Origin of the sequence: Pyrobaculum ferrireducens (assembly GCF_000234805.1) — an archaeon.
GTDB classification, from domain to species: Archaea; Thermoproteota; Thermoprotei; order Thermoproteales; family Thermoproteaceae; genus Pyrobaculum; species Pyrobaculum ferrireducens.
In genome coordinates, this window is sequence record NC_016645.1 from 1,399,497 (window position 1) to 1,425,329 (window position 25,833).

The 25,833-nt window shown below is 54.3% G+C and carries 23 protein-coding genes; 20 read left to right on the top strand and 3 right to left on the bottom strand.

Annotation, left to right across the window (positions count from 1 at the left end; translation table 11 throughout):
* Positions 1-108 precede the first annotated feature (108 nt).
* The 7 genes from P186_RS07760 (at position 109) to P186_RS07790 (ending at position 9,207) form a co-directional block, all read left to right on the top strand.
* Positions 109-648: a hemerythrin domain-containing protein gene (locus P186_RS07760; RefSeq protein ID WP_014288900.1), complete on the top strand. Its 540-nt coding sequence runs from the start codon at positions 109-111 to the stop codon at positions 646-648.
* A gap of 38 nt (positions 649-686) precedes the next feature.
* Positions 687-1,556 carry a sulfite exporter TauE/SafE family protein gene (locus P186_RS07765; protein WP_237179370.1) on the top strand — a complete coding sequence of 290 codons (870 nt, stop codon included), beginning with the start codon at positions 687-689 and terminating at the stop codon, positions 1,554-1,556.
* Positions 1,553-1,930: a DUF1634 domain-containing protein gene (locus P186_RS07770; protein ID WP_014288902.1), complete on the top strand. Its 378-nt coding sequence runs from the start codon at positions 1,553-1,555 to the stop codon at positions 1,928-1,930. The genes P186_RS07765 and P186_RS07770 overlap by 4 nt, the downstream gene beginning before the upstream one ends.
* A 57-nt stretch (positions 1,931-1,987) precedes the next feature.
* Entirely contained in the window at positions 1,988-2,911 is a 924-nt protein-coding gene (locus tag P186_RS07775) for a homoserine dehydrogenase (protein WP_014288903.1), read from the top strand.
* Between the two features lie 221 nt (positions 2,912-3,132).
* Positions 3,133-5,145, top strand: a complete 2,013-nt coding sequence (gene acs / locus P186_RS07780; RefSeq protein WP_014288904.1) for an acetate--CoA ligase — start codon at positions 3,133-3,135, stop codon at positions 5,143-5,145.
* Entirely contained in the window at positions 5,142-7,211 is a 2,070-nt protein-coding gene (locus tag P186_RS07785; RefSeq protein WP_014288905.1) for an MFS transporter, read from the top strand. Before acs ends, P186_RS07785 begins: the two co-directional genes overlap by 4 nt.
* Positions 7,212-7,251: 40 nt before the next feature.
* The gene (locus P186_RS07790) at positions 7,252-9,207 is read left to right on the top strand and encodes an acetate--CoA ligase (protein ID WP_014288906.1); all 1,956 of its coding nucleotides are present in this window, start codon (positions 7,252-7,254) and stop codon (positions 9,205-9,207) included.
* Positions 9,208-9,326: 119 nt separating this feature from the next.
* Here the strand turns inward: P186_RS07790 and P186_RS14315 are convergent, their stop codons facing one another.
* Positions 9,327-9,866 carry a clan AA aspartic protease gene (locus P186_RS14315; RefSeq protein ID WP_014288907.1) on the bottom strand — a complete coding sequence of 180 codons (540 nt, stop codon included), beginning with the start codon at positions 9,864-9,866 and terminating at the stop codon, positions 9,327-9,329.
* A 396-nt stretch (positions 9,867-10,262) separates the two neighbouring features.
* On the opposite strand from P186_RS14315, the gene P186_RS14320 reads away from it, so the two are divergent.
* Complete coding sequence (locus P186_RS14320) at positions 10,263-10,664, top strand: hypothetical protein (RefSeq protein ID WP_237179371.1); 402 nt, start codon at positions 10,263-10,265, stop codon at positions 10,662-10,664.
* Between the two features lie 6 nt (positions 10,665-10,670).
* Positions 10,671-10,865, top strand: a complete 195-nt coding sequence (locus P186_RS14325) for a hypothetical protein (protein WP_237179372.1) — start codon at positions 10,671-10,673, stop codon at positions 10,863-10,865.
* Between the two features lie 204 nt (positions 10,866-11,069).
* Here the strand turns inward: P186_RS14325 and P186_RS07805 are convergent, their stop codons facing one another.
* Together P186_RS07805 and P186_RS07810 are read right to left on the bottom strand one after the other, a co-directional pair.
* A complete protein-coding gene (locus P186_RS07805) occupies positions 11,070-11,552 on the bottom strand; it encodes a PaREP1 family protein (protein ID WP_014288908.1) in 483 nt (160 codons plus the stop codon).
* Between the two features lie 10 nt (positions 11,553-11,562).
* Positions 11,563-11,964, bottom strand: a complete 402-nt coding sequence (locus P186_RS07810; protein WP_014288909.1) for an aspartyl protease family protein — start codon at positions 11,962-11,964, stop codon at positions 11,563-11,565.
* Positions 11,965-12,124: 160 nt separating this feature from the next.
* Between P186_RS07810 and P186_RS07815 the strand changes: the two genes are divergently transcribed.
* From P186_RS07815 to ccsA, 11 genes are all read left to right on the top strand, one after another.
* On the top strand, positions 12,125-12,721 hold the full coding sequence (locus P186_RS07815) for a hypothetical protein (protein ID WP_014288910.1): 597 nt from the start codon (positions 12,125-12,127) through the stop codon (positions 12,719-12,721).
* Positions 12,722-12,986: 265 nt separating this feature from the next.
* Complete coding sequence (locus P186_RS07820; protein ID WP_014288911.1) at positions 12,987-13,673, top strand: cytochrome c3 family protein; 687 nt, start codon at positions 12,987-12,989, stop codon at positions 13,671-13,673.
* Between the two features lie 70 nt (positions 13,674-13,743).
* Positions 13,744-14,529 carry a 4Fe-4S dicluster domain-containing protein gene (locus P186_RS07825; protein WP_148682855.1) on the top strand — a complete coding sequence of 262 codons (786 nt, stop codon included), beginning with the start codon at positions 13,744-13,746 and terminating at the stop codon, positions 14,527-14,529.
* Entirely contained in the window at positions 14,522-15,202 is a 681-nt protein-coding gene (locus tag P186_RS07830) for a 4Fe-4S dicluster domain-containing protein (RefSeq protein WP_014288913.1), read from the top strand. Before P186_RS07825 ends, P186_RS07830 begins: the two co-directional genes overlap by 8 nt.
* The gene (gene nrfD, locus P186_RS07835; protein WP_014288914.1) at positions 15,202-16,185 is read left to right on the top strand and encodes an NrfD/PsrC family molybdoenzyme membrane anchor subunit; all 984 of its coding nucleotides are present in this window, start codon (positions 15,202-15,204) and stop codon (positions 16,183-16,185) included. Before P186_RS07830 ends, nrfD begins: the two co-directional genes overlap by 1 nt.
* The gene (locus tag P186_RS07840) at positions 16,182-17,828 is read left to right on the top strand and encodes a hypothetical protein (RefSeq protein ID WP_014288915.1); all 1,647 of its coding nucleotides are present in this window, start codon (positions 16,182-16,184) and stop codon (positions 17,826-17,828) included. Before nrfD ends, P186_RS07840 begins: the two co-directional genes overlap by 4 nt.
* A 2-nt stretch (positions 17,829-17,830) precedes the next feature.
* The gene (locus P186_RS07845) at positions 17,831-18,535 is read left to right on the top strand and encodes a hypothetical protein (protein ID WP_014288916.1); all 705 of its coding nucleotides are present in this window, start codon (positions 17,831-17,833) and stop codon (positions 18,533-18,535) included.
* The gene (locus P186_RS07850) at positions 18,520-20,319 is read left to right on the top strand and encodes a S16 family serine protease (RefSeq protein WP_148682856.1); all 1,800 of its coding nucleotides are present in this window, start codon (positions 18,520-18,522) and stop codon (positions 20,317-20,319) included. Before P186_RS07845 ends, P186_RS07850 begins: the two co-directional genes overlap by 16 nt.
* 96 nt (positions 20,320-20,415) lie before the next feature.
* Positions 20,416-21,576: a hypothetical protein gene (locus tag P186_RS07855; RefSeq protein ID WP_148682857.1), complete on the top strand. Its 1,161-nt coding sequence runs from the start codon at positions 20,416-20,418 to the stop codon at positions 21,574-21,576.
* 24 nt (positions 21,577-21,600) lie between these two features.
* Positions 21,601-23,004, top strand: coding sequence for a hypothetical protein (locus tag P186_RS07860; RefSeq protein ID WP_014288921.1), 1,404 nt, complete (start codon positions 21,601-21,603; stop codon positions 23,002-23,004).
* Between the two features lie 39 nt (positions 23,005-23,043).
* The gene (gene ccsA, locus P186_RS07865; RefSeq protein ID WP_148682858.1) at positions 23,044-25,689 is read left to right on the top strand and encodes a cytochrome c biogenesis protein CcsA; all 2,646 of its coding nucleotides are present in this window, start codon (positions 23,044-23,046) and stop codon (positions 25,687-25,689) included.
* Positions 25,690-25,833: the final 144 nt, after the last annotated feature.

The following is a 25,833-nucleotide window of genomic DNA, read 5'->3' on the forward strand; positions in this document are numbered from 1 at the left end:
AACAGCCACGTCTAGGCCTGCGTCTCGGGGGTGTTGCGTGTTGTATATATGTGTACTGGTTAATCAGGTTAGCTTCAATATTGAATTGTAGAATACGCATCTTTCTCCATGGTTAAGGTAAGGGTTAAGTACGTCACCGGCGTGTTGAGAGAACACCACGACAAGATTCTAGAGGCTCTCCAGCTTCTGGAGAAGGTGTTATCTAGCCCCAGCCCCGACCCAGACGACGTTTTAAAGCTCGTCCAGTTCGCGCAGAGGTTTGTAGACGCGTGCCATCACGGGGTGGAGGAGTACATCCTCTTCCAGGGGGCGAACCGCTCCGGCTTCCCCTTCACAGGCGGCCCCATCTACGTCATGGTGTCGGAACACGGCGTGGGGCGGTACCTGGCGAGGATGATGGAAGAGCTCCACCGGGCGTGGAGGGAGGGGGACCGCAACGCACTGGCGGAGCTGGTGGACTACGCCAAGCTCTACATCGAGCACATCGCGCAGCACATCGACAAGGAGAACAACGTCCTCTTCCCCATGCTGGAGTCCACAGCCGCCGAGGTGCCCGCTTCTAAATCTGTAGAGGAGATCGAGAGGGAGAATGAGCACGACAAGTGGATCGCCGTGCTGGAGGAGCTGAAGAAGAAGTACGGCGTCTAACGCCCTCTAAATTTTTTAAGTCTTCTCTAGAGGTGGATGTGCTGGGCGTACTGACCCTGTCTCTGGTGTTGGTGATGTCGGGACTGGCCGCGGGCTTCATGGGCGCCCTGACGGGGCTCGGCGGCGCCACCTTCCTAATCCCTATCTACGTGCTCTTCGTCGGCATGCCTATTCAATACGCGGCGGGGGTGAGCCTCATCTCCACGGTGGCCACCTCCAGCGGCTCCGCCTCGGCGTATATAAGAGACCGCGTGTCTAACGTGAGGATTGGGATGTCGCTACTCACCGCCACGACAAGCGGCTCCATAGTCGGCGCACTCCTCGCCTCGTGGGTCTACAGCCACGGCCTCGAACACGTCATATACATAGTGTTCGGGGTGGTGCTCCTAGGCTCTATCTACACCCAGGTGGCGAGGGCAAGGTACGAGCTCCCCGATCCCAAGCCGCCCGACAGGTGGACCACGTGGCTACGGCTGAGCGGTAGCTACTACGACCCTGTGCTGGGCAGGGAGGTGCAGTATCACGGGGTGAGGTGGTGGCTAGGCGCGTTGATTATGTTCGCCGCCGGCGTCATATCGGGCCTGCTGGGCATCGGTAGCGGGGCCCTCAAGGTGCTGGCCATGGACTGGGCTATGAACCTGCCGATAAAGGTATCCACCACAACCAGCAACTTCATGATCGGGGTGACAGCCGCCACCGGAAGCGCCATCTACTGGCACCTCGGCTACATCCAGCCCTACTTCGCAGGCCTCACCGCCGTGGGGGTCCTCGCTGGGTCCTACATAGGCACTAAGGCGCTGATGAAGCTAAGAAGCGCAACGATCCGCTACATCTTCATCGCAGTCCTCGCGGTGCTGGGCGTGCAGATGCTTCTAAAAGGCCTCGGCCTCTACCCAGGGGCGACATGACGCCGGAGGAGACCACCAGCTACATACTAAAAATCGGCGTCTTGACCAGCGTCGCCCTGATAATCGCCGGGCTGATCTTTCTAGTGGTGAAGCCCCCAGCCCCCCACATACTCGACAAGCTCTCCACGCTTAGGTCGCCCCTCAACACCTCCGTGGTAGGCGCCCCACAGCTGATTAAAGGCGCCGAGGAGCTCAACGGCCTTGACATCATACTCCTCGGCCTGGTAGTCCTAATAGCAACCCCCGTGGCCATGGTATTCACAAACCTACTCTACTTCATACACCAGCGCAACTACCTATACATAGCCATCACCTTAGTGATCCTAACTAACCTCACCGTAGCCATCGTAGTACTGCCAAGCTTCATCAAGTAAGCCGCCTAGGAGGATCCACGGCCCAAATACTCATAAATCCTTAGAAGCTGTTATTGTATGATCCTGCTGTTCGGCTTTGGGGGCGTGGGGAGGACATATGCAGAGCTCCTCTACCAGCGAACCAGCCTGAAGCTCTGCGGCGTGTTTGACAGCGGGGGTGGGGTGGTGAAGAGGGAGGGCTTCACGTGGGAGGAGGTGAAGGCCCTCCTATCGGCGCCTAGGGGGGGCGTGTCTAGAAGCGGCGTCGGCAGGCCGGCGTCGCTGGACGAGGCGCTGGACGTCTGCCAGGTGGTGGTGGACGTCTCAGCGCCTAACTACGACACCGGGGAGCCCTCCCTCTCCCTGTACAAAAAGGCGTTGTCTAGAGGGCTGGCGGTGGTCACCGCGAACAAAGCCCCCCTGGCCCTGGCTTTTAGAGAGGTGGCCCACAGGAGGCTGTTCTACAAAGCCACCGTCATGGCGGGGACTCCATTGATAGATCTCCTCAAGGGCCTCCCGCCGCAGAGGGTTACGCGGGTAAGGGGAATACTTAACGGTAGCACTAACTACGTCCTTACAAGAGTCTACAAAGACGGCGTCTCTTACGAAGAGGCTGTGAGGGAAGCGCGAGAGCTAGGTATACTGGAGCCGGACGCTAGGCTTGATCTTGAGGGGATCGATCCAGCTGCTAAGTTGACTATTGTGGCTAACACGCTTGGAGTCGGCTTGAGGATTACAGATGTGGTGAGAAGGCCGGTGACTCCGCTCGGCCCTGTAACTAGATACGTGGCTAGTCTCGAAGTTGTTGAGAAAAGGGCGGTAGTTGAGCCGGTGAGGTTGCCTCCTGAAGACCCATTGCATGTGGACTATACTATGAATTCTGTAGAAATCGCCACTGATGTAAATACGATAATTCTAAAGGGGAAAGGTGCCGGGAGGATAGAGACGTCCTACGCGCTCCTCAACGATACGTTAAAAGCACTGGAATCTCTACAAAATTAAAATTTGCGTTATGTGTCGAAACTCAGTGCCCTGGTTAGTTCGACTGTGCATTATGTAGGAATTGTGTACATTGGTTATAACTACTATTCAGGAAAGTTGTAAATTAAAACTAGACATTTTTAACATATTCATTAGAGATTTATAAAAGCATTTATTGTTTAGCCAATAAAGTAAATAAATAATTATAGAAATACTTTTATAGATTGACTAACCAGAACTTCATGGAGACAAAGATTTTAGAAAAAGAAGGCGAGTTGCCCTTTGGAGAAAATATAATAAATGAAAAATGGAGAAGCAGACTCACCCCCGTTGATGCTTACTATAAGTTTCACGCCCACACAATAGAGAATTTAGAGACTTTCTGGGAGGGAGTTGCTAAGGAGCTAGAGTGGTTCAAGCCGTGGGATAAGGTGCTTGATGCCTCAAATCCGCCTTTCTACAGGTGGTTCGTTGGCGGTAAGCTGAACCTCTCTTACCTTGCCGTGGATCGGCACGTCAAGACTTGGAGGAAGAATAAGCTAGCTATTGAGTGGGAGGGGGAGCCGGTGGACGAGAACGGCTACCCCACAGACAGGAGGAAGCTAACGTACTACGACCTCTTCAGGGAGGTGAACCGCGTCGCATGTATGTTGAAGTGCAACTTCGGGGTCAAGAAGGGGGACAGGATTACTCTCTACATGCCGATGGTTCCGGAGCTCCCCATAACGATGCTGGCGGCGTGGAGAATCGGCGCGATTACAAGCGTCGTGTTCTCCGGCTTCTCGGCGGAGGCGCTGGCTGAACGCATCAACGACTCACAGTCCCGCATAGTCATAACCGCAGACGGCTTCTGGAGGAGGGGCAAGGTGGTGAGGCTGAAGGAGGTGGTCGACACGGCTTTGGAGAAGGCGACGGGGGTGGAGAACGTAATTGTGCTCCCGCGCCTCGGCCTCAAGGACGTGCCGATGACAGAGGGGAGGGACTACTGGTGGAACCGCTTGATGCAGGGCATCGCACCGAACACATACATAGAGCCGGAGCCTGTGGAAAGCGAGCACCCGTCCTTTATCCTTTACACATCTGGCACCACCGGCAAGCCCAAGGGCATTGTCCACGACACGGGCGGCTGGGCTGTACACACATACGCAACGATGAAGTGGGTCTTCGACATAAGAGACGACGATATTTACTGGTGCACGGCAGATATAGGCTGGGTCACCGGCCACACCTACATAGTGCTTGGCCCGTTAATTATGGGGGCAACTGAAATCATTTATGAGGGAGCGCCAGACTACCCGCAGCCGGATAGGTGGTGGGCGATAATTGAGCGCTATGGGGTGACAATACTGTACACCTCCCCCACCGCCATTAGGATGTTTATGAGGTATGGAGAGGCGTGGCCGAGGAAACACGACTTGTCTACGTTGCGCATAATCCACTCCGTGGGTGAGCCCATTAACCCAGAGGCGTGGAGGTGGGCCTACAGAGTTCTCGGCAATGAGAAGGTTGCCTTTGGCTCCACCTGGTGGATGACAGAGACGGGGGCTATTATGATCAGCCACGCCCCGGGCCTCTACCTAGTGCCCATGAAGCCCGGCACCAACGGGCCGCCCCTCCCCGGCATCGTAGCCGATGTATACGACGACGAGGGCAAGCCGGCTCCGCCCGGCGTCAAGGGCTACCTCGTGATTAAGAAGCCCTGGCCGGGGATGCTCCACGGCATCTGGGGCGACCCGGAGCGCTATGTGAAGACGTACTGGAGCCGCTTCCCCGGCGTGTTCTACGCCGGCGACTACGCCATAAAGGATCAAGACGGCTACATATGGGTGTTGGGGAGGGCCGACGAGGTGATTAAAGTCGCCGGCCACAGGCTGGGCACCTACGAGCTGGAGTCGGCGCTCATATCGCACCCCACAGTGGCGGAGGCGGCGGTGGTGGGTATACCCGACGCCATCAAGGGTGAGGTGCCCATCGCCTACGTGGTGTTGAAGCAGGGGGTGTTGCCTAACGACGAGTTGAGGAAGGAGCTGAGGGAGCACGTCCGCAAGACCATCGGCCCAATCGCCGAGCCGGCCCAGATATTCTTCGTCACCAAGTTGCCCAAGACCCGCTCCGGCAAGATCATGCGCCGCCTATTGAAGGCGGTGGCCACAGGGGCGCCCCTCGGCGACGTAACCACGCTGGAGGATGAGACGTCAGTGGAAGAGGCTAAAAAGGCGTACGAGGAGCTGAAGGCAGAGGTTGGGAGGGCATGAGTGTACAAGTCAGTTTTAGACAAGTAGCTGGCGTTGCCGCGGTTGCGTGGTCAGGCGCTTTTCTGGAGTGGCTTGATTTCTACACCTACGCCCTTTTAGCGGGCATCGTGGCTAAGGTCTTTTTCCCATCGACTGATCCCATTGCATCGCTGTTGGCATCATTTGCAGCTCTCGCTATCGGGTTCTTGTTTAGGCCACTAGGCGCCATAATTTTTGGAAAAATAGGTGACCAGTTTGGGAGAAAAGTGGCGTTTATTACAGCTATGACTCTAATGCTTGCGGGTACTCTCGGTATAGGACTTCTACCCGGCTACGCTGAGATTGGAATATTGGCATCTGTAGGGGTGTTTCTACTCAGAATAATTCAGGGTCTTGCACTTGGCGGCGGGTACGGCGCCGCTATTACATATCTTGGGGAGTTCGTGCCGGAGCACCGCAGAGGCTTATTCACTGGTTTCCTCTTCACAACACCTGCCGCAGGCATGGCCACAGTTGGCGCTTTGATTTGGCTGTTCTCAACTTACTTAGGGAGCCAAGCCTACAACGCATGGGGTTGGCGTCTCAACTTCATAGTCGCCGGCGTAATTGTCTTCCTAATTGTGTTAGTAATGCACCTATTCTACAAGGAGACTCCAGTGTTTTCCATGTTGAAGGCTGTGAGGCGGGTCACCTCCGCCCCTATTAGGGAAGTATTCTCGCGGCGCTACCTACCCCTGGTCTTGCTTGCGTGGATCGGCGTTGTGGGGGCCCACGGACCGATTTGGTACACAAACCAGCTCTTCAACACTTACTACATTGGCCCTAACTTTCAGAAATATGTAGATGCCGCAACGGCAAGCGCCCTCTTGTCCACTGCAACTTACGCCGCTCTGTGGATGTACCCCCTGTTTGGATATATATCTGATAAAATCGGCAGGAAGCCTGTACTTCTACTAGGGATTTATGGCAACGCCTTGTGGTTCCCCATAGCCTTCTGGCTAATAGATCAGTTTGGTCCGCAGAAAAATCTCACAGCACTGTGGCTACTGTTTTGGTCTATGACGCTTTTCAACGGCATTGGATACAGCGGCGCGATGTCTGCTTTCTTGTTAGAGTTATTCCCCGCTAGGATTAGACTCTCAGCGGTGTCGCTGGCCTACAACTTGGGTTACGGAGTCACCGGCGGATTGACGCCTTTTGTAATTACTTGGCTCTACTCAATGAATCACAACATATACTTATCTACGCTTATCTGGTCAACCGCCGTGCCTATGGTGATGGCGTTGTGGTATTTGCTAAAGGGGCCTGAGACCCTCGGCGTTAGAATTTGGGCCGAGTTCTCAGCAGAGAAGTTTGCTAAAAAGACGGTTACCCTACCCGCAACGACGCCTATAAGAGAAGTTGTTTCAAGACTACTCCAAGCCGGGTCTAAGTACGCTGTGTTGACTGGAAGCGTTGTTGGTGTGTTTGGAACCAGGAGCTTATTAAGGGCTCTGAGCTCTGGCGCTAGTTTAGATGAGCCAGCTGAGAAATATGCTACAAAGGTTCCATGCATCCAGGCCGACCACCCGGTGACTGAGGTATTTGTGGCGTTGGAGCAGTACAACGTGAGGGCTGTGCCAATATGCAGAGGAAACGAGGTGGTGGGCATAGTTGAGGCCCGTGATCTAATTAACGAGGCTTTGGCTTTAAGGAGCGCTCTTAGGAAGAAGGTGGCTCTGCGCTTCACTGCGGCGGACGCCGCTCCGAGGGAGTTAATATCCGTAGGACCCGAGACAACTTTAAAGGAGGCGGTGGACACGATGGTTAAGTACGACATAGGGTTCCTACCCGTCGTAGAGGGTGGGAAGCTGTTAGGCGTAATTTCTGAATCCGACATAATGAAGCTAGTAGGAAAGGGAGCCGACTTCAACGCGCCAGTTTCCGCCTATATGAATGAGAAACCTATAACCATAAATAAACAGGCAACGCTGAGAGACGCGGCTGAGCTAATGGTTAAGTACAACATTAGACACCTCCCAGTGGTAGAAGACGGTAGAGTCGTTGCTGTACTTTCAGTAAAAGACATAGTCAAAGTTATTGGTTAAACAGACAGAAAATTTTTAAATTATAATTCATAATTTTATTATGGAACATGTATATAGTAAATACAGTGTATATAAAAGATGGTTAGAAGATCAAGAGGGATACTGGAGAGAGTTTCTAGAGAAGACCTCTAACTTGATATACTGGGCAAAGAAGCCAGATCAGATATTTGAGTGGAATCCGCCCCAGCCGTTTAGATGGTTCACTGGAGGCTACACCAATGCCGGCTACAGCGCCGTGGATTACAAAGTGGGTAGATTCGGCGACAAGACTGCATATATCTACGTAAACCCCGAGCTTGGTCTAGAGAGGAGGGTAACCTACGGCGAGCTGTACAACCTAGTGTGTAGATTCAGCGCGGCCATGAGGGCGGCGGGGGTGGGGAGGGGGGACTCCGTCCTTATCTACATGCCAAACACCGTGGAGGCGGTGGCGGCTATTCTGGCGGCGGCTAGGATAGGGGCGGTGTCCAGCACGGTGTTCGCCGGCTTCTCGCCTAAGGCCGTGGCGGACAGGGTCGAGCTTGTGGAGCCCAAGATTATCTTTACACAAGACTACTCTGTGAGGAGGGGGCGGAGGGTTCCGCTGAAGGAGAATATAGACGAGGCGCTGAAGATATCGCCGTGGAGGCCCCGTATGGTGGTGGTGAGGAGGAGCCTAATGGAGGAGAAGGAGCCGCCCATGGATAGGGGCCGCGACATGTGGCTGGAGGAGTTTCTCGAAATGGGGAAGGCCGGCGACTGCTCGCCTCTGTTTGTAGAGTCTAACGAGCCTCTATTCGTCCTGCCGACGTCGGGCACCACCGCCAAACCAAAGCCGGTTGTCCACGTCCACGGCGGCTACCAGGTGTGGATTATCCACGGCGCCTTGCTCGTATACGGCCTGTCCAGCGACGACGTGATATTCAACACAAGCGACATAGGCTGGGTGGTGGGGCAGAGCTACATAGTCTTCGCCCCTACCATATTGGGCGCGACCTCAGTCTTATTCGACGGCGTCATAGACCACCCCAGGCCAGACGTGTTTTGGGAGGTGGTTGAGAAGTACCGCCCCACCTTGATATGGACCTCGCCCACGGCCGCCAGGATGTTGATGAGGCTGGGGGCCCACCACGCCAGGAGGCACGACCTCTCCAGCGTCAAGCGGGTTGTGACCGCCGGCGAGGTGCTTAACCCAGAGGTGTGGAGGTGGCTGTATGAGGAGGCCTTCCAGAAGCGGGTCCCAGTAATTGACCACTGGTGGCAGACCGAGCTCAGCGGCCCCGCCATCGGCTACTACCACGCCCTTGTGAAAGACATGCCCCAAGGCCTGGAGTTTATGCAAATCAAGCCGGGCTCCGCCGGCGTGCCGATCCCCGGCGTGGAGGTGGAGGTGGTGGACGAGAAGGGCAACCCACTACCGCCCGGGCAGAAAGGCACCTTGGTAATAAAGAAGCCGTTCCCCGGAATGACCCCCACTCTGTGGAAAGATCACAGGAGGTATATGGCCGACTACTGGGAGCGCTTTGAGGGGAAGACGGTTTACTACACCGGCGACGCCGCGTATGTAGACGAGGACGGCTACGTGTGGTTCGGCGGGAGGGCAGACGAGGTGATAAAAATCGCCGGGCACCGCATAGGAACAATAGAGGTGGAATCCGCCCTCCTCACGCACCCCGCCGTGGCCGAGGCGGCTGTGGTCGGCGTGCCCGACCCAATAAGGGGAGAGGCGATCGCCGCCTTCGTCGTGCTCCGCCCAGGCTGGAGCCCCAGCGAGGCTTTGAGAAGGGAGTTGATAGAACATGTGAGGAAGACCTTCGGCCCCATCGCGGTGTTCGCCGGCATGGAGTTCGTCAATATGCTTCCCAGAACTCGGTCTGGAAAAATCATGCGTAGAGTTATGAAGCGGCTCTGGACCGGGGAGCCGCTCGGCGACTTGTCTACAATAGAAGACGAGGCGTCTGTAGACGAGGTGAGAGAGGCTGTGTCGAGGCTAAAAGTTCTGAAAATAGAAGAGTAAAGGTTTATTTTTTCCTATACCCTCCAACAGGGCGGATACTCTGGAAATACTCCCCTTATATGCACTGCAAGACGCGGCGATTTACCTCTCCTAAGGGCTTGTTGAGGGTTTAGGGCTTGTCAGACGAGGATTAGTCCAATTTTTTCTATCCTCCCCGTCTTTGGGTCTACCACGTATCCCAGCCTTTCAAGCGCCTGCACGCCCACAAGCACATCTAGAGGCAACTCGTCGATAATCTCCACAAAGGCCTCGGTTTCCTCTCCGCCGATTTTTACCACACCAACCGCGACACCCATCTTTACTATCCTCCCATCTGCCAGCACCCTCTCCTTCGTCCTAAACGGGGCGAGGCCCGCCTCCTCTGCAACTCGGCGGCTCACCGCCACCTCTCCATTAAACCCAGTGTCCACCAACGCTCTGTACCTTCTGCCACCTATCTCCACCTCTGTAAATGTAATACCCACATCTATAACCCAGCCACTATTTAAGCAACTTACCGCCCCCTCGCCCTCCGCCATTCTGTAGATGGCGTACAGTGCTACGCCCTCTCTGTGTAATTTAGAACCGCCGCCGTGCCCAAGTTGTTGAAAGACCGCACTTAATCCAGTCACTAGAATTAACGAGGCGGAATTGAATTGGTAATTTACACCTCCGTTCATAGGGAGTGTACCTCTACGCCCATCAGTTGTCCCCCGCGTCGTGTTGTGCGGGGCGGCTCTTTAAAATGGGCCTAAGGCGGCGGATCCTATCGGGGGCAGAATCTGCCCAGGAGACCGCCAGTCCTCCGGACGCGGACCTGCCGTTGGCTACTACCACGCCCTTGTGAAGAGCATGCCCCCAAGGCCTGAAGTTTATGCGGATTAAGCCAGGCCCCGCCTATGTGCGCCCTCCGATAGGGGCGCTAACCTCCGCAAGAGTAGAAAGGCGCGGATTGAAATAATTCAATCTCCCCTCTCAAGACCTTTATATTTGCAGATAGTGGTTTATGTGGTTGATGCAGATATCGTAATATTAGCTCTCTCATAGCCCAAGCCCCGCTCGTAGCGCTGGCGGTAGTGGTGCTCTACTACACATTGGAAAAGAGAATTGATGGCGTTAAATATGAGCTTGAGAGGAGGATTGAGGGCGTGGATAGAAAAATTAAAGGCGTTAGAGAGGAGCTGAATGGGAGAGTTGAGGGCGTTAAGGCAGAGCTGGGGGGACGCATCTCGGGGCTGAAGGGCATGGTGGAGGAGTTGAGACACGACGTTAAGTCTCTTGGCGTTGCGTTTTACAACTATCAAAATACCCTAATCGACTTCCTAGCTACGAAGGGGGTCGTCTCGGCGTTTGAGGCTGTGCTCCTCCGCGGCGCGTTGAGGATCCTAACCCCCGTGGCCAGATCTAGGTACTACACCGAAGAGGTGAGGAGGCGGCTTTTAGAGCTGTTAGACAAAGACGTGGAGTCCTACACCTGAGACGAGGTGGCTGAGCTAGAGAGGATCGCCAAAGCCATCTACCAAGAGTACATAGCCACGGGTAGGGAAGATCTACTGGAGTACTACCCCAAACTTATGCTCTACGTCGCAATAATTAGGGGGCTTATACGGAGGAGAGAGATGGAGAAGGGCCAGGTACAGAGCAAGACCGAGAGCCATGGACAGTCCCAGCCCAAGTAGCAGAGAGGCCCAGCAAAGTCTGTAACTCAAACCCTCTGGCGGCGCCGGCGATGCTTGAGTCTTGTCAAGTTAGTGTTCAAACCACTAAAATGCCATCTGTGGTCTAACCCTCCAGCATCTACCAAGTCCTACACCTCATAACTCTTATATGTAGGACCGCGTATGTCGGCGTTGTTAGAGGCCTAGGCCTTGCCAAGCCCTCACTCAGCTTGGCTTTGTACCACTGGCGTGTCCTACTCTCAGCGCTTTCAGCTTTTCTCTAAGTTTTCTAGCGGCGTCTATAAATACATCCACCTCTACACGGCTGAGGTGGCCCTCGTAGAAGTTTACGTGGAGCTGCTCCACCTGGGCGAAGAGGGCTATAACCTCCCTGTCCCCAGACTCCTCGGCGATTTTCCTCAAGGCAACCCATACAAGTCTATGGGAGTCGTGCCTCCAGCCCCGGCTCTCCGCGATCGCCTTGACGAGCTGAACCACGGAGTTCCAAATCTTCTCCCCGCCCTGCCTGAGCTCCCCCCTCTCCACTAGGGACAGCCCCTCAGTCCAGAAATACTCCGAGGACTCTTCATAAAGCCTCTCTCTATCAGAGGGGTCCACCTCTCTGAGAACCAGCTCGGTGACGTAGGCAACCGGATCCACGCCCCTCTCCTCCAGCAACTTTACGATGTAGGGCGGTAAAGCCGCCATATGTCTCAACCTAGTTTAAAAACAACAGCCTGCCGGCGCCCGCCCTCTTAAATAAAAGATGTTTCATCGGTGCTCTCATCGGCCTCAGCTTTCTTTCAAAGGGGTCAAGCACGAGGCCGAAGATCTCCAGCGTCACGACGCCGAGGATACTCTCGTCCCCGCTCTCCCCCAGCACGACGGGGGAGCGCCTCTCGCCGTAGCCCGGAAGCTCGATCAAGGCCTCAGACACCGCCCTCTTCACCACGGTGCCGTCCGCTAAGACAAACTCCATTTCGCCCATCGGCCTGAGGCCCAGCTCCTCCCAAACGTCTCTCCTGAGGACTGTGTAGGTCGCCCCGGAGTCGACAAGGGCCCTAACCCATCTACCGCGCCCCCCATGCTTAACTACTAAATCCACATAGACGAGGCCCACATAAAAAACAACTCACAAGTTTAAAAATGTAGCAGGATGCACTCTATACATCATAGCTGGGGTTCAGACACGTTGAGACATCATTACTGACAACTGGGCTGTGTTATTGCGCTCTACGAGGTGGTAAAAACGTATATAAGTATAGCTGTCTGACCTACACGTGATTGATATAGGCGTTGTGCTAAGCTCGCTCATAGCCCAGGCACCGCTGGTGGCGGTTGTCATAATAACGCTGTATTATACTCTTGACAAAAAAATTGGAAAACTAGAAAGAAGAATTGAAAGGTTAGAAAATGAGGTTGTGAGATTAGAAAACGAGGTTATGAGACTTGACAAGAAGATCGAGGCCATTGGGGGAGTGCTTAGTGGCCAGATCAAGTCGCTGGCCAGGGCCTTTTACAGCTACAGCGACATGCTCATCCGCTTCCTAAGCGCCAAGGGGCTGGTGGCCGAGCCAGAGGCGGTGCTTCTACGCGGCGCGCTGGATGCTTTAATCCCCGTCGCCAGGTCTAAGTACTACACAGAGGAGATCAGAGAAAAGCTGTTAAAACTGTTGAGAAAAGAGATAAAAGACTATACCTGGGACGACGTAGCTGAGCTAGAGAAAATAGCGGAGGCCATATATAAGGAGTACGAAGCCACGGGAAGGGAAGACCTCCTCGACTACTACCCCAAGCTAAGGATGTACATCGCGATAATCCAAGGCCTTCTGACAAGGAGAGAGATGGAGCGCAGAGAGGTGACAAAGCAGAGCTAGCACGTGGCTGGCTGACTCAAGTTAGACTACCGTGGCCTTAGGCGAGTTATAAGAGATAGATTTGTATCACTAGGCCCCACTGGATTGCTCCGGATATAAAAGTAGCCAGTTCTGGTGTGTGCTGTGGGGGGGGGGTGTTAAACCTAGAGAGGGAAATGGTGTTGATCTACATATCGAGTCTAACCGTTTAGAGGTTGTGAGCGATTTATAACTTGTGTACACAGTTAATAGTAATTAATTTAAATTGTGTTAAACGTGTATATTTGTGAAGAGGAGTCTAAGCAGAGTTTTTATTCTGCGAATCGTCGTATTGGCTCTATTGGCTATTCTCCTGGCTTTACCAGTTTTTTATGCATACTTTACGTATACCCCCACGTTAAATGTGCAGTGTAGCATCTGCCACACAATGAAGTTCTACGTGGCTAATATAAGTAAGCCACACGCCACCTACAGCTGTTTGGTGTGCCACAACCTTGATATGGCGAAGATTCTCAACATAATGTGGACGTATGTCACGCAGTCTCCAGCGCCGCGGACAGTTTTTGAAAAGTACTACCCACACAGAGATCTGCTAGAGAACTGTAAAAAATGTCATGCAGATTCTAGCAGATTGGCAATACATAAGGTTCATGACCAAGTTGTAAAAACCTTAGGGACTTGTAGCGTCTGCCACGCAGTACATATCCAGAACTTCCTAGACCAGTCGTGTGTCAAGTGCCACCCCTATCTCGACACGGTGGATAAACACATGCAGATGCACGGCGGCGTAGTTGCGCGGCTGGCCGCCGACGACTGCGCAAGGTGCCACTCGCCTCTGGCAGATGCACCTGTACTGCCTGCGAATATTTGCCTAGAGGCCACTATCGAGGGGAGGAGTTGTATGAGTTGCCACGCCCAGCTCAGGCCGCCGGATATATCAGACAAGCCCTGCATCAAGTGTCATTATAAGTAATGTACAGTAGACATCTATCGTGAACAAGATGTATAAACATCTTTAAATAAGTTACACGGATACTCTAATCGTGTCTACCTTAAAACCTGTCAAATGGCCGTCGCGAGACTTCGGTGTACTTTATGATGTAGATAAATGTACAAAATGTGGAAGGTGCGTATTGGCATGTAAAGAGAGGAACGGAACAGTCTACGAAGCCAAGTCTAAAAGCTTCCAGCCGTCGTCCCTCACGGCGACTACATGGCTCTCCCTAAGGGAGTACAGAGGCGTCCCCTTCCTCCACCGCTGTTTTCACTGCTATTCAGCGGTATGCGCATTGGTGTGTCCCGTAGATGCCCACATAGTCACTGACTATGGCGCCGTGGTTATACAACAAGATAGGTGCATTGGCTGTGGGAGATGCGCCGAGGTGTGTTGCTACGGCGTACCGAGACAAGGCCTAGACAGGAGGTACAAGAAATGCGACCTCTGCCTAGATAGGATAGCGCAAGGAAAGCCGCCGGCGTGCGTGGAGGCCTGCCCCGTCGGCGCGCTTAAATTCGGCAAGATAGAAGACATCTACAAAGCGGCTAGGGAAGAGGAGGCAAAGGGGCGGTGTACATACGGCATAGAGCTCACACATTGGGTATACGTATATAGTGACCAAGAGGCTTTTGAGGCATTTCTAGGCGACGTTGCGAGGAGGAAAGATGCCGAGAAAATTAAAAATATACTCTCATTCCCCACGAAGCGCGGCGCGCCCCCGCCGGTGAGCTACCTAGGAATAGAGGGGGCTGTCATAGCTCTCTCCATCGCAGCCCTTGTGGCCTGGCGTCAAAACAGGATAAGGGAGAAGAAGGAGGGGGGTCATGAATAGGCGGACTTTTCTTAAGACGCCTGCGCTGGCCCTCCTCGCCACTCTGCCTACTGCTAAGGCAAAGTCTATAAAGTTACAGCCAGTGGAGAAGCCGGGGGGGACTGGCGGCGCGAAGAAATACGCCCTTTTGTGGAGCGCGACTAAGTGTATCTTTTGTGGGGCGTGTGTCGCCGCGTGCAACGCCGTGAATTATGGACGTGACAAAACTCCAAACACAACATGGGGGTGGCCGCAAGCAAATACAAGAATTGTAGAGGTAAGTCACGGCAGGGCTCCCAAATTCGTCTTTACGCAGTGCCAGCACTGTGAAGACCCGCCCTGTGTCTACAACTGCCCCACGGGGGCGTCTTACATAGATAAAAAACACGGCGGCGTTGTCATAATAGACTACAACCTGTGCGTCGGGTGTAAATACTGCCTAGCCTCGTGTCCCTACGACGCCAGGTGGATAAATGGAGATGGGCTACCTTCAAAATGCCACTGGTGTTTTCAAAGGGTAATGGAGGGGAAGCCCCCGGCATGCGTAGCCTTCTGTCCAGTGGGGGCGCGGGATTTCGGCGACTTAAACGACCCCAACTCGTCAATATCACGCCGCCTAGCCAGCGCCAAGGCGGTGTACGTCCTCTTGCCAGAGAAAAATACAAAGCCAAGGTTCTATATAGTGGAGGAGTAATGTTCCAGGAGTACTGGGACGCGTTCCTCATCGGCCCCTTCCTCTTCTTCGCAGGTCTGGTAGGCATAGGCATGGCCACCACGTCGTTTCTGAGGCTGAAAAGGTACGAGTTGAGGTACGAGGTATTGAGCTATCTTTTCCTTGGGTTCATCATATTGGCGTTGTTACTAGTGATGGCCGACCTCACAAGGCCTCCGACAGTTATGATGTTCTCAATGCTCAACTCCTTCATCACTCTGAGGTATAACTTCCTACTGCCGGTTCTGAGGGGGGAGATAACCCTAAGATTCTCATGGATGGCCCTTGGCATAGTTATGTTAATAGTGGCGCTCCTTCTAGTAGCTATATGGGCGGTGCCCCACCTACTCGAAAGGATCAGGGTAATTCTCCCACAGCGCATCACCAAGCCTCTTAGCCCAATCCTTACTATATTGGACAAGTTGGCTGGTTTCTTCCTCGCCCAGAAGTGGTTTTACTACCTATGTATGGTGGTGGGGGTGGTGGTGACGCTGTACAGCGGCTTCTTAATTTCAGAGGCAAAGGCAGTGCCCTTTTGGAACATCACGCTGTGGGGAATCCCGGCGATCCCAGTAATATGGATTTTCTCCGCCACCGCGGGCGCCCTGGCGTTCATAAGAATGTACCACCTAGATCACGAGCACATAGTCCACACAACTGAGAAATACGGCGTGGTGGCTGAGCTAGGCGAAATTCTCTTCATCTTTCTCTATCTCTACACAGCGCTGAACTCCCCGTCTATAGCAGCGAGGGAGAGCGCCTACGCAGTGATGTGGGGCGAAGTGGCGCCGGTCTTCTGGGGAGTAGTGATCGGCCTGGGGATTCTGACGCCGCTAGCCCTAGCCGCTGTATCGAGATTTTACCACAGCCCCGTACTCATATACGCCGGTTGCGTAGCCGGCCTGTTCGGCGCTTTGGCGCTAAGAACCATGGTAGTGTACGTAGGAATACCTGAGCCTTTATGACAAGGGTCGTATACATCGTGTACCTATTGGCGGCGTTAGGCTACGCCCTCAGCATAGCGGCGGCACCTGGAGCAGTAGTTAAGATCGAGAACAGGACTACCTTGACCGTAACCACAGACTTAATACTGACGGTGGAGGTGAATAATACAAAACTTTCCCAGCTCTACGGAGGAGACGTCTTCACCACCGCCGTCGTTAATTACGAGCTGTGGTGCTCAGCTAAGATGAATAAAAGCGTGGTCTATTTACTACAGAAGCCGATAGATGCGGTAACCCTTTCCTTTTCTCAGATCTCGATGGATATCTGCCAAGGAGAAGTCACAAAAATAGCGAAGCTGTACATCTACCTAGTAGTTTTAACACGGGACGGCAGATACGTAGCATCATTTCACATAGACGTCGCCAAGCTCGCCGCAGAGGCTGGAATAAAGCTTGAATTCACGCCAGAGTGGAGAGCCGTTGTGTTCACCATCGACACCAGGTTGGTAGACCGCTGTAATTGGTTAGAGTACGATATAAGGGGCAAATACGGCGGCGACGTGGGAGTCTTGAAAATAATTTCATGGGACTGCTTCAACTCCTCTAGAGCACTGCGTATTTCATACCAACCTACGTACTTCTACCTCTCTAAATATATAAAAGTAAACCTATACATAACCATCGACAACAGGACTCTGGCTAGGGATTTAAGTACAGGAGGCGAATTTATTCTACCGGGCCGCGAGGGCCTCTACGGAGTTGTTAAAAACATGACAATAGAGATCTATGGTCCCCAGAACCGCTATTTCTTAAAGCCGCTTGACACCATAGGACCCGTCAACATAACTCAACCCACAACGTCGCAGAGGCAGATAACTGGCATCGTGATTAACGCCACTTACATACCTCCCTTCTACTTCATGGAGATCCTCCTCAACGACACAGTAGCCCCCGAAGGGCTTTATATATACCAGGGCAACGTCACCCCGAGGCTTCTATACGCCTATGCTGTGGTCAAAAAGCCAAACCTGCTCCATATCTACGTTATTCCAGAAAGAGAGGGGTACCTAAGCGGCAACTTCACAATAACCTACTCCGGCCCCGGCGTAGTTAAGACAGGGTCGATACCCGTCCCGCCTATTCAGCTAGGCGCCGGGGAGGTTGTCAAGTCGTGGCCGGAGCCCAGGGCCAAATTTTACCAAATAGGAATTAAGCAACCGCAACCGCTGATCAGCGTCGACATACCGCTGGAGGGAGGCGCCGTCGCCGCCTATGTTGAGGTAAACGCCACGGTGAGGCCGAGAGATCCGCTGTACCCCTCCATGCTCTACATCGCCGCGTATGTCAATAAATCGGGAGTGTTGTTGCCAATGCCCCGAGGTGTTTTACTAAACTCCACAAACCCCGGGATTTACAGCGCCTATCTCAACGGTACAGTTAGGTTGAGGTGGCTAATCCCAGCCCCAAGCGGCGGCTCGCTTACCGTTTATATCTACGGCGACAACATAGCCACCTTCCAGTTGCTCTCAGGCAGGGCTTACCTCCTAACGCCCCGTTGGAGCCAGAGAACGCTATCGCCACCAGCTGACTGGGATCGCGTAGTAGCCGCGGCGCTTGCCACAGCCGCGGCAGCCGCCTTGCTTGTCTTCAAGCGCCGCAGGTAAGTATGAGGCTCTCCCTCCTGTCCTTTAAGAAGTTCTTCACCCCCAAGACACTGGCTGTGTTGCTACTGGCGGTGGCCCTTGCCGCCGGCGTAGGGATGTGGCTATATGTAAGATACGACCCAGGTAGTTCAAGCATATGCGCCACCTGCCATAACATGGCCCCCTTCGTCGCCGACATATCTAAAACCCCACACGGAGCCGTGGCCTGCGCGTGGTGCCACAGTATCGACTTCCCCCGGTGGCTTTATGTACAAGTGGTTGAGAACCCCACCCCCCAGCAGATAGCCCAAAGATACAGCGCCACGATGCTGAGCCAATGCGTAAGTTGCCACTCGCAACAGTTAAACCCGCCAAATATCCACAAGACGCACACCGCCCTGGTACAGAAACTCGCCGACTGCACAATCTGCCACAACCCACACAACCCACAAGCCCTAAGCGCCAACTGCCAGATCTGCCACGATATAAACAAGATATTAGCTAGTCACATGGAGTTCCACGCCTACGCCTGGGCCCAGGTAGACACGGGCCGCTACGACGTCTGCCTCGAGTGCCACAGCCCCTGGGGCAAGTGGTACGTCCCTATAGGCCCGGACTGCCAGCTAGGCATCGGCAGGGGGGTCACCTGCATAGGTTGCCACGGCCCACGCGCCGAGCCCTTCCAGCCCATCCAGTTCCTAGACTGCGGGAGATGCCACGCCAGGTGATACACGCGTTGTTGCTACTCGCCGCGCCACATGTCCTAGCCGCCGCCTTTGGCATAGCGCTGTACCAAGACCGCGGGATCCCCGTCGAGGTATCTGTCAATGTGTCGAGGGGTTCGGGCTACGTAAATATTGAAGGCCTCTACTACTACGACGACTCCCTCTGGTACTCCACGGTATTTGCCTGCTGGGAGGCCGCAATTTCGGCCGGCGCCGATCCCTTCTCTTATAACTACACAGTCTACATAGCTCCGATAAACGCTTCAAGATCGCTGGCGGGGCCGAGCCTATCCCTAGCGGTATACATAGCAACCTACAGCACCATCACCGGGTCACCAGTAAACTCCAGCGTTGTGTATACGGGAACCGTGGCGCCAGGCGGCGTCGTAGACTTCGTAGGCGGAGTTGAGCAGAAGGCCGAAGGCGCCGCGAGATACGGCTTTAAACTCTTCGTCTACCCGGCGTTGCAACACCTAGAATTTAAAATGGTGGAGAAGCCGAGGCTGATAGGGGTGTACGGCTCCTTAGTGCCCGTGTTGGAGATCACTCCCATACAGATCAGGAACATAACTGCCATTGAGGTGGGCAACGTATACCAAGCCGCCGCGGCTACAACTGGGCGTTACAACGCCACTGCCAATATCGAGAGGCTAAGAGAGGTACTTACGAGAACCAACGCAACCGCCCCCCAGTACAAAATCGACGCGTTGATAAACGAGGTAAATAGGGCAGTGAAGAAAGCCAAGAGACTAGCGGCGCAGCAACCCAGGTACCACGACGCCCTCGCCGCGGGCATAGGCAAGGCGCTTGCATATGTAGAAATCTCTAGAAACATAACTGCGGCATCTACCGAGGCGCTCCCCAGGGCGTTGGCTGAGGTCTTGACACCCTACTTTTATGTGCTATTCGTCACAGATTTTGAGAGGGGACGTGCCGTGGCTGAGATATACCTCGCCACGTTGCGAAACATAACAGAGGCTTTGAGGCCGGCTGTAGGAGCCGATAACATATGCGACGCCGCCGTGGCCCACGCCTACATCCACACGGCAGAGATGGCTAAATCAACGGCGGAGAGGTCACTGACGTCGTATATGCTGACAGGAGACGTCACATACGCCGCCGAGGCTTCTTACTGGTACAGCCAAGCCGCCTACTACCTATGGAAGGCAATTCTGCTATCCAGAGAGCCAACCACCGGGCTGGATCTCAACAAGACGCTGGCGAAAATAGGCCGCTACGTACAGACAGCGGTTGAGTACGGCGATGTATACAGCAGAGCCACCGGCGTAACCTCGCCCCAGCTCCTAGAAGGCGGCGCGAAACTCAACCTCCTGAGGGCACTCGCGGCGCAACAAGAGGGCCGCGGCGAGGCCGCGCTGGGCTACTACATCGAGGCCCTCGCCTCCCTCCTCGCCTACTTCGCCATACACCCCGGGTTCCCCAACACCACCGGGGTGAAGTATATGCACTATCTAGACGCCGTCGCCCACGTAGCGGCGCCGGTTAAATCTATATATGCCGCCGAGGCCGCCGCCCTTGCAGAAGCCGCCGGCCTTAACGACACAAAGATCTTGTACATGGCAAAAATTCACGCATGTATCATAGCTGAGAAGCTAGCCGTAGCCGGCGACGGCGCCCCACACCGAATGCTGAGATACGTTAACTACCAAGCGCCGGCCCCCCCTCCACAGCCACCCGGGGAGATGCCAGTAGAAATCACCGCGCTGGGGCTACTCCTCCTGGTGTTTATAGTCAAAGTACTGCATCACCTCAGCAGGCGGCGTTAATACTAGATGTACACTAAATATAACTTAAGGAAACAAATAATATAAAAAGCAAATTAGTTATAGAAAAACTTAAAAGATACCCAAAAACTCTCACACATGCCTAATACCAAATTAGCGATAATTACTGCGGCGCTACTACTTGTAGCAGTCGCCTACGCGCAGACTCTGTACGGCCCGCCATACGGCTTCAACCACCCAACCAACTGTATCCAGTGCCACTCCGATTCCACCTCTACAGCGAATAGCCCCGCGTTGAGCGGCCTCACGTCGTCGCCGCCCGCAGGCCAGTGCGATCCATCACAACAGGAATGTGTCTGGAGCCACCAGGTCCTGACGGGGCAAGTTGTATGGAAGAAGTGTGTAAACTGCCACGTAGCTATTCACAATTCCCTCCTTCAAAACAACGTACATTCTAACTTGTATAACGCATATGGCTGTGCCTGTCACGCAGTTGCTCACGTGGGCTACGGCGACTCGGTTGACGGCTACACTGCATGTATATACTTCTATGTACCGGTCCTATCTAGTAACCCCGGCTACTTCGGCGCAAAGCCGCCTGCTGTCAAATTCAATAACACCTACATATGCTTCAAGGGGACGCCCGGCGGCACTTATCAATTCAAATACGACACCTACGTACCGACATCGTTACAGGACGTCCTAAATTCGAGTGGCTACGTCTATGTCAAGTGGCTTAATGTGAGCTATGTCGAGTACCCCAATGGTACTGTGATTGCCCAGAGGATGAGGGCCTCCTTCGGCTACGTGGACTTCTTCTCCCTGTTAACAACTACACCGATATTCCGCTATGAATACGGCACTGCCTACGGCGGGGTGTTAAGGAACTCCACCGTGAGAACTCACCCATTGACTGAGGAGGCGCCTAACGGAGAGACGATAATCATGGGCGCGTTCGACATACATGAGGGTTCCTTCATCCTAGTGGTGCCCTATGCTCCATACAGCCGGGCTCCCTACTACTTACCTGTGGCGAGTAACGTAGCCGTCGCGGCGTGTTTCAACTGCCACTTCGTGTACGAGGGCCAGACGGGCACCGCTAAGGTTATGAACATCGGCGGCGTGTGGAAGATAGGAATACCCTCCGACGTTCTCAACTCCCTAACCAATCCGCACGAGATTTCGATGCCAACTGTGGCGGCGTCCGGAGGCGCGGCGCCCAACCTAGCCCTGGTGGCTCTGCTAGCCACAGCCACGTTGCTAGGGGGAGCTTTCGTAGCTATTAGGAGGAGGTTATAATAATAAAACATATTTTTTCCTTTCATGTTGAATTTAGTATTTCTATTATTTCTCCTAGTTGCCAGCGTCGTATTTCCCTCTTTTCCTCTATTAGCCGTTGCGATATATGCCGTGGGCCTCGTCTTTATTGCCCGGCGTCATTGGTGGTTCCTGGTGACGTACGGCGTCTTGTTAGCCGCTGTCTGGGAGATGGGAGGGGTGCCGGGGCCTTTGCAACACTTAGCGTTGCTTGCGGTTGCGCTCTACGTCACAGCGATTGCCATTTGGCAACACGCCTACGTGCCGATCGCGGGGGGCGTCGCCGTAAGCTCTATCGGCTACGTGGCGGCTGGAGATCCTCTAAAGGTCTTTGCTCCCTACTTCGCCTATTTAGCTATGGTGGCGTGGGTGGCTTGGAGGCTTGGCGGGGGGAGGCCGGCCTATTTAATAGGAACCTCCTCGCTAGTTCTACAGACAGTAGTTCTGCTTTTTGGCGAGGTGCCGCTAGTGGGGAGCTGGCACTTCGCCCCTTTGCTAGTTTTCTCCCTAATCCCCCTGGTCTTCCAAGACGGGGGAGGTTTTACACCATGTAGAGATGTAGCGGCGTTGATTATCTCCGCCGCCGGGGGCCTGGCTTGGGGGCTGTTTGTACTGTTTACGAAATCGCCCGACTCCTTCTATACAAATCTATACACGTTGCCATTCCTCGCGATGTCGGCGCTGTTGGTGTCTCTGATAAGATCCCCCAGGGGGTTCGTGGGGGGTGTCTTAGTCGCCTTGGGGATATACCTCCTTGGTCTATACTTTGTACCTCCTCTCCTTTCATGGCTCTTTACATCGGTTATTCCTCTGTACGTTGTCTTGGCGTTTTCCTTGGGGAGATCCAGGGCGTTGGTCTACGCGACGGCGGCCGTGGTCACCGGGCTTGTCTTGATCTACATCTCGCCGTTGATATATACGCCGGCGGCAACAGCCAGCCTCAAGCTTGGGCCCGTCGTGGTGGCCCCCGACGGAACCCTGGCCTCTTACAAAGGGGGCTTCGCCAAGCTCTCTGGTGGTGCCTTCGGCGTAGTCGACGGCGTCGGTAGGGGGTATGTATATGTTGAAGTTTTTCGCACGGGCTTCAAGGCGCCTATAGAGGTGGATTTTGTAGATATGGAGGGCTCTGTCTACCAAGGCGTCTTCTACATATTTCCCGATATATACATCATCAGGATTTACGTACTTGACGACGTCTACAGGTCTTATCTCATGTGTACGCTGGGCTCCGAGCTAGGCGTTGGGTGCGGCGGGTTGCGGCTATCTCTTGAGCTGGTGGTGACTGTGGCTCGCGGTGTCTTGCTCTACGGGTTGCTGTGGTTCTGTGTGTTGCTGTCTCCGTGGGTTGCGTGGCGTCTCTCGCAGTGGTTGATAACTTTTGTGGAGCGGTTTAAAACAACTGTACACTAGTTATACATAGACATAAATAGAGAGATGTATCTACAATACATGCATTTCACAGGTGCCGTGTTTATAACATCTCTCCTTATGTATCTAGCCTATTTAACATCGCTTATCAAGGCGCCGCGTTGGTCCCGGTGGTTGTTAATAGCCGCAACTGCGGCGCTTACGGCATCTTGGGCTTTGTACACTTACTCATTCCTCGCCCAAGATTTCTCACTGGCGGAGGTGGCGAGGAATACAAATCTCGGGATGCCTTGGTGGCTGAGGCTCGCGGCGTCTTGGGCCAGCACGGGATCGAGCCTCCTGCTGTTCACATTTTTCATAGGGCTGTACATCTTGGCCGCCCACCTTGCCTCGGCTCCCCGGGTTGGGCTTTCGGCGGCCACCGCGGTGCTCCTAGTCGTGGGCGCCAGCGTCTTTCTCTACGGCACCTTTGACACCTTGAGCGAAGCTACTATAGGCGGGGGGCTGAACCCCTTGTTGAAAAGCTTCTGGGTGGCGGTCCACCCGCCTCTTGTCTTTTTGGGATACGCCGGCGTCTTGGTTACATCGCTGTCGCTGGCGGCGGCTGAGTCGCAGAAGTTAAAAAGGTTAATGTATGTGGCGCTGGCCTCTCTCTTTGCAGGGCTTGTAGTTGGGGGCTACTGGAGCTACGTAACTTTTGGATGGGGCGGGTACTGGGCCTGGGATCCGGTGGAGACGGCCCAGCTGATGGTATTTGTAGCGGCCACCGCATCGCTCCACGTGCCTTCGTCGCTGGGCCAATTGAGGCGCGCCTCCTACCTCTTAGCAGCGAGCGGCGTCTTCCTAGCCCTCTTCGTGACTAGGACTGGCATGAGCCCTCTACACGGCTTCGCCTCGCCGGGCGCCGGCGGCTACCTCTTGCTGGCCGCCGCACTTCTCTTCCTCTTCGCTTTTATCCGCGATGTTTTGACCGCCAAGTTTACACACTGGGCCAGCTGGGGTAGGACCGTCACGTTTCTTGTGATATTCGCCGCTGGCCTCCTTCTCTACGGCTCTTTGCTGGTGCCAGCGATAGGCGTGGCGGCTGGCGTAAACACATCGCCTCCGCAGATGGACGACGGAATGTGGTTCTACAACCCGGCGCTCTACGTCTTGGTATTCACAACACTTGTCCTGGCTCCTCTGATCTACCTGGAGCGGGGCGGCCGCCTTCTTGTAATATACCTCGCCGCAGGCCTAGCCGCCAGCGGCCTCGCCGTCGCCTTAGTACTCGCCGGCGTCTTAGTAATCTCCCTAAAGTCTCATGTACTTACAAACGTCGCCGTCGCCGCGGCGTTGGCGTGGTCAGTCCCGGCGGGTGTAGTCATAGCATACTCAGCATTCAAGGCGGGGGGCAGATCAGCCGCTCTCACGAGAGTACTGCACCTAGCCCTTTTGATCTTCTTCGTGGCTGTGGTGTACAGCTTGCCTTTCGCCTACAATAGGGCCTATTTTCTAGATGTCTATATCACGCCCGAGGCCACCGCCAAGGTGGCGGGCTTCGAGGTTAGTGTGGTTAACTACAGCCTTGGCTTAATGGAGGAGCGCCTTGATATATACACGGTTTACCGCGGCAACGCTGTTTACAGCTACGCCCAGGCTGGCCTGGCGTCCGTCACGGGCCTTCTGTCTCAGATAAAGCCGATGATCGACGAGGCGGCTAGGCGCGTGGAGAGGAGCCCCGTGCTGGGCTTCTTATTCAGAGGGGTGGAGACGCCGCTGTCCATCGGCGACGTCGTGATAACGCTGGTTAACTCCACCAAGGTTGTGTTGAGAAACGCATCGCTTGCCCCGTACGTGGCGCATACGGGGGGCGGCTTCGCCTTGATGCTCTCCATACACGGCGAGTCCAACATCTCTATTGTAAACCAGACTGTGCTGGAGGTAGAGCCGACATTACTTAGAGTTGAAAATGTCGAGATCAACATCTCCGGCGTCGTGGTGGCTCAAGGCGGCGGTGGATATGTTGTTTTAATACCGATGTCTGCGCAGATATCCGCGCCGGGCGCCGCGGCGAAGTTGCCGATGTTGCTAGACATGAATCTGACTCTGTACTACATGGCGTTTAGGCCGGGGACGCCGATATACGGCCTGCTGTACCTACCGTTCTACAACTTGCTAAGCGACGCGAGGTTTGGGCGCGTATTTTCCCAAGACTTCCCCAAGGCCGTGTCCTCGGGCGCATATTCCAAAGCAACTCTGTCTATAGACGGGAGGCGTGTAGACGCCGTTGTGAGGTACGAAGTCAGCGGAGAGGTGAGCGGAGTACACGGACTCGTCTCGACGGTTGTGACCATTCCCAGAGGCCTGGGAGATGTGTACATCGTCGTATTTACGCCTTATGTTAAGGGCTCGCTTTCCTACTACCCAGAGCCTATGATTTACTACATACACAACATCCTAAGGTCTATGCCGCCTGTAGACGCCCTACGTGTCGCCGCGGTGTTGATCACCGGATTCTTCCTAGACCAGCTGGGCAGAGCTTCGCCAGAGACCTTCCCCACCCTCTACACAAACGCCTACCTTGAAGTGCTCACACTGGCCTATAAATACGACCCCAGGCAGTCGCCTATATACACCGAGGGTCTACATATCACTGTTAAGGAGGTGCCCGCCGTAAACCTCCTGTGGGCGTCCTCCATAGCCGCGGCGGCTTTGCTCATAATACTGGCCTTTGTGAGGAGGTGAAGTGGGTAACCATACTTGTGTTGCTCGTCGCCTTGGCCTTTGCAGTTCCCAACCCCACTTCCGATAAAGGTGTGTGTAATACATGCCATGGCAAGGGGTGTACGGCGTGTCACTCAGCCCCAACTTTAAGCGGGACAGTTCATC

Bases quoted from the DNA above. Each gene is read 5' to 3' on its own strand.
- P186_RS07760 (WP_014288900.1), top strand. From the start codon at position 109: ATGGTTAAGGTAAGGGTTAAGTACGTCACCGGCGTGTTGAGAGAACAC.
- P186_RS07770 (WP_014288902.1), top strand. From the start codon at position 1,553: ATGACGCCGGAGGAGACCACCAGCTACATACTAAAAATCGGCGTCTTG.
- P186_RS07775 (WP_014288903.1), top strand. From the start codon at position 1,988: ATGATCCTGCTGTTCGGCTTTGGGGGCGTGGGGAGGACATATGCAGAG.
- acs (WP_014288904.1), top strand. From the start codon at position 3,133: ATGGAGACAAAGATTTTAGAAAAAGAAGGCGAGTTGCCCTTTGGAGAA.
- P186_RS07785 (WP_014288905.1), top strand. From the start codon at position 5,142: ATGAGTGTACAAGTCAGTTTTAGACAAGTAGCTGGCGTTGCCGCGGTT.
- P186_RS07790 (WP_014288906.1), top strand. From the start codon at position 7,252: ATGGAACATGTATATAGTAAATACAGTGTATATAAAAGATGGTTAGAA.
- P186_RS14315 (WP_014288907.1), bottom strand. From the start codon at position 9,866: ATGAACGGAGGTGTAAATTACCAATTCAATTCCGCCTCGTTAATTCTA.
- P186_RS07805 (WP_014288908.1), bottom strand. From the start codon at position 11,552: ATGGCGGCTTTACCGCCCTACATCGTAAAGTTGCTGGAGGAGAGGGGC.
- P186_RS07830 (WP_014288913.1), top strand. From the start codon at position 14,522: ATGAATAGGCGGACTTTTCTTAAGACGCCTGCGCTGGCCCTCCTCGCC.
- nrfD (WP_014288914.1), top strand. From the start codon at position 15,202: ATGTTCCAGGAGTACTGGGACGCGTTCCTCATCGGCCCCTTCCTCTTC.
- P186_RS07840 (WP_014288915.1), top strand. From the start codon at position 16,182: ATGACAAGGGTCGTATACATCGTGTACCTATTGGCGGCGTTAGGCTAC.
- P186_RS07845 (WP_014288916.1), top strand. From the start codon at position 17,831: ATGAGGCTCTCCCTCCTGTCCTTTAAGAAGTTCTTCACCCCCAAGACA.
- P186_RS07850 (WP_148682856.1), top strand. From the start codon at position 18,520: ATGCCACGCCAGGTGATACACGCGTTGTTGCTACTCGCCGCGCCACAT.
- P186_RS07855 (WP_148682857.1), top strand. From the start codon at position 20,416: ATGCCTAATACCAAATTAGCGATAATTACTGCGGCGCTACTACTTGTA.
- P186_RS07860 (WP_014288921.1), top strand. From the start codon at position 21,601: ATGTTGAATTTAGTATTTCTATTATTTCTCCTAGTTGCCAGCGTCGTA.
- ccsA (WP_148682858.1), top strand. From the start codon at position 23,044: ATGCATTTCACAGGTGCCGTGTTTATAACATCTCTCCTTATGTATCTA.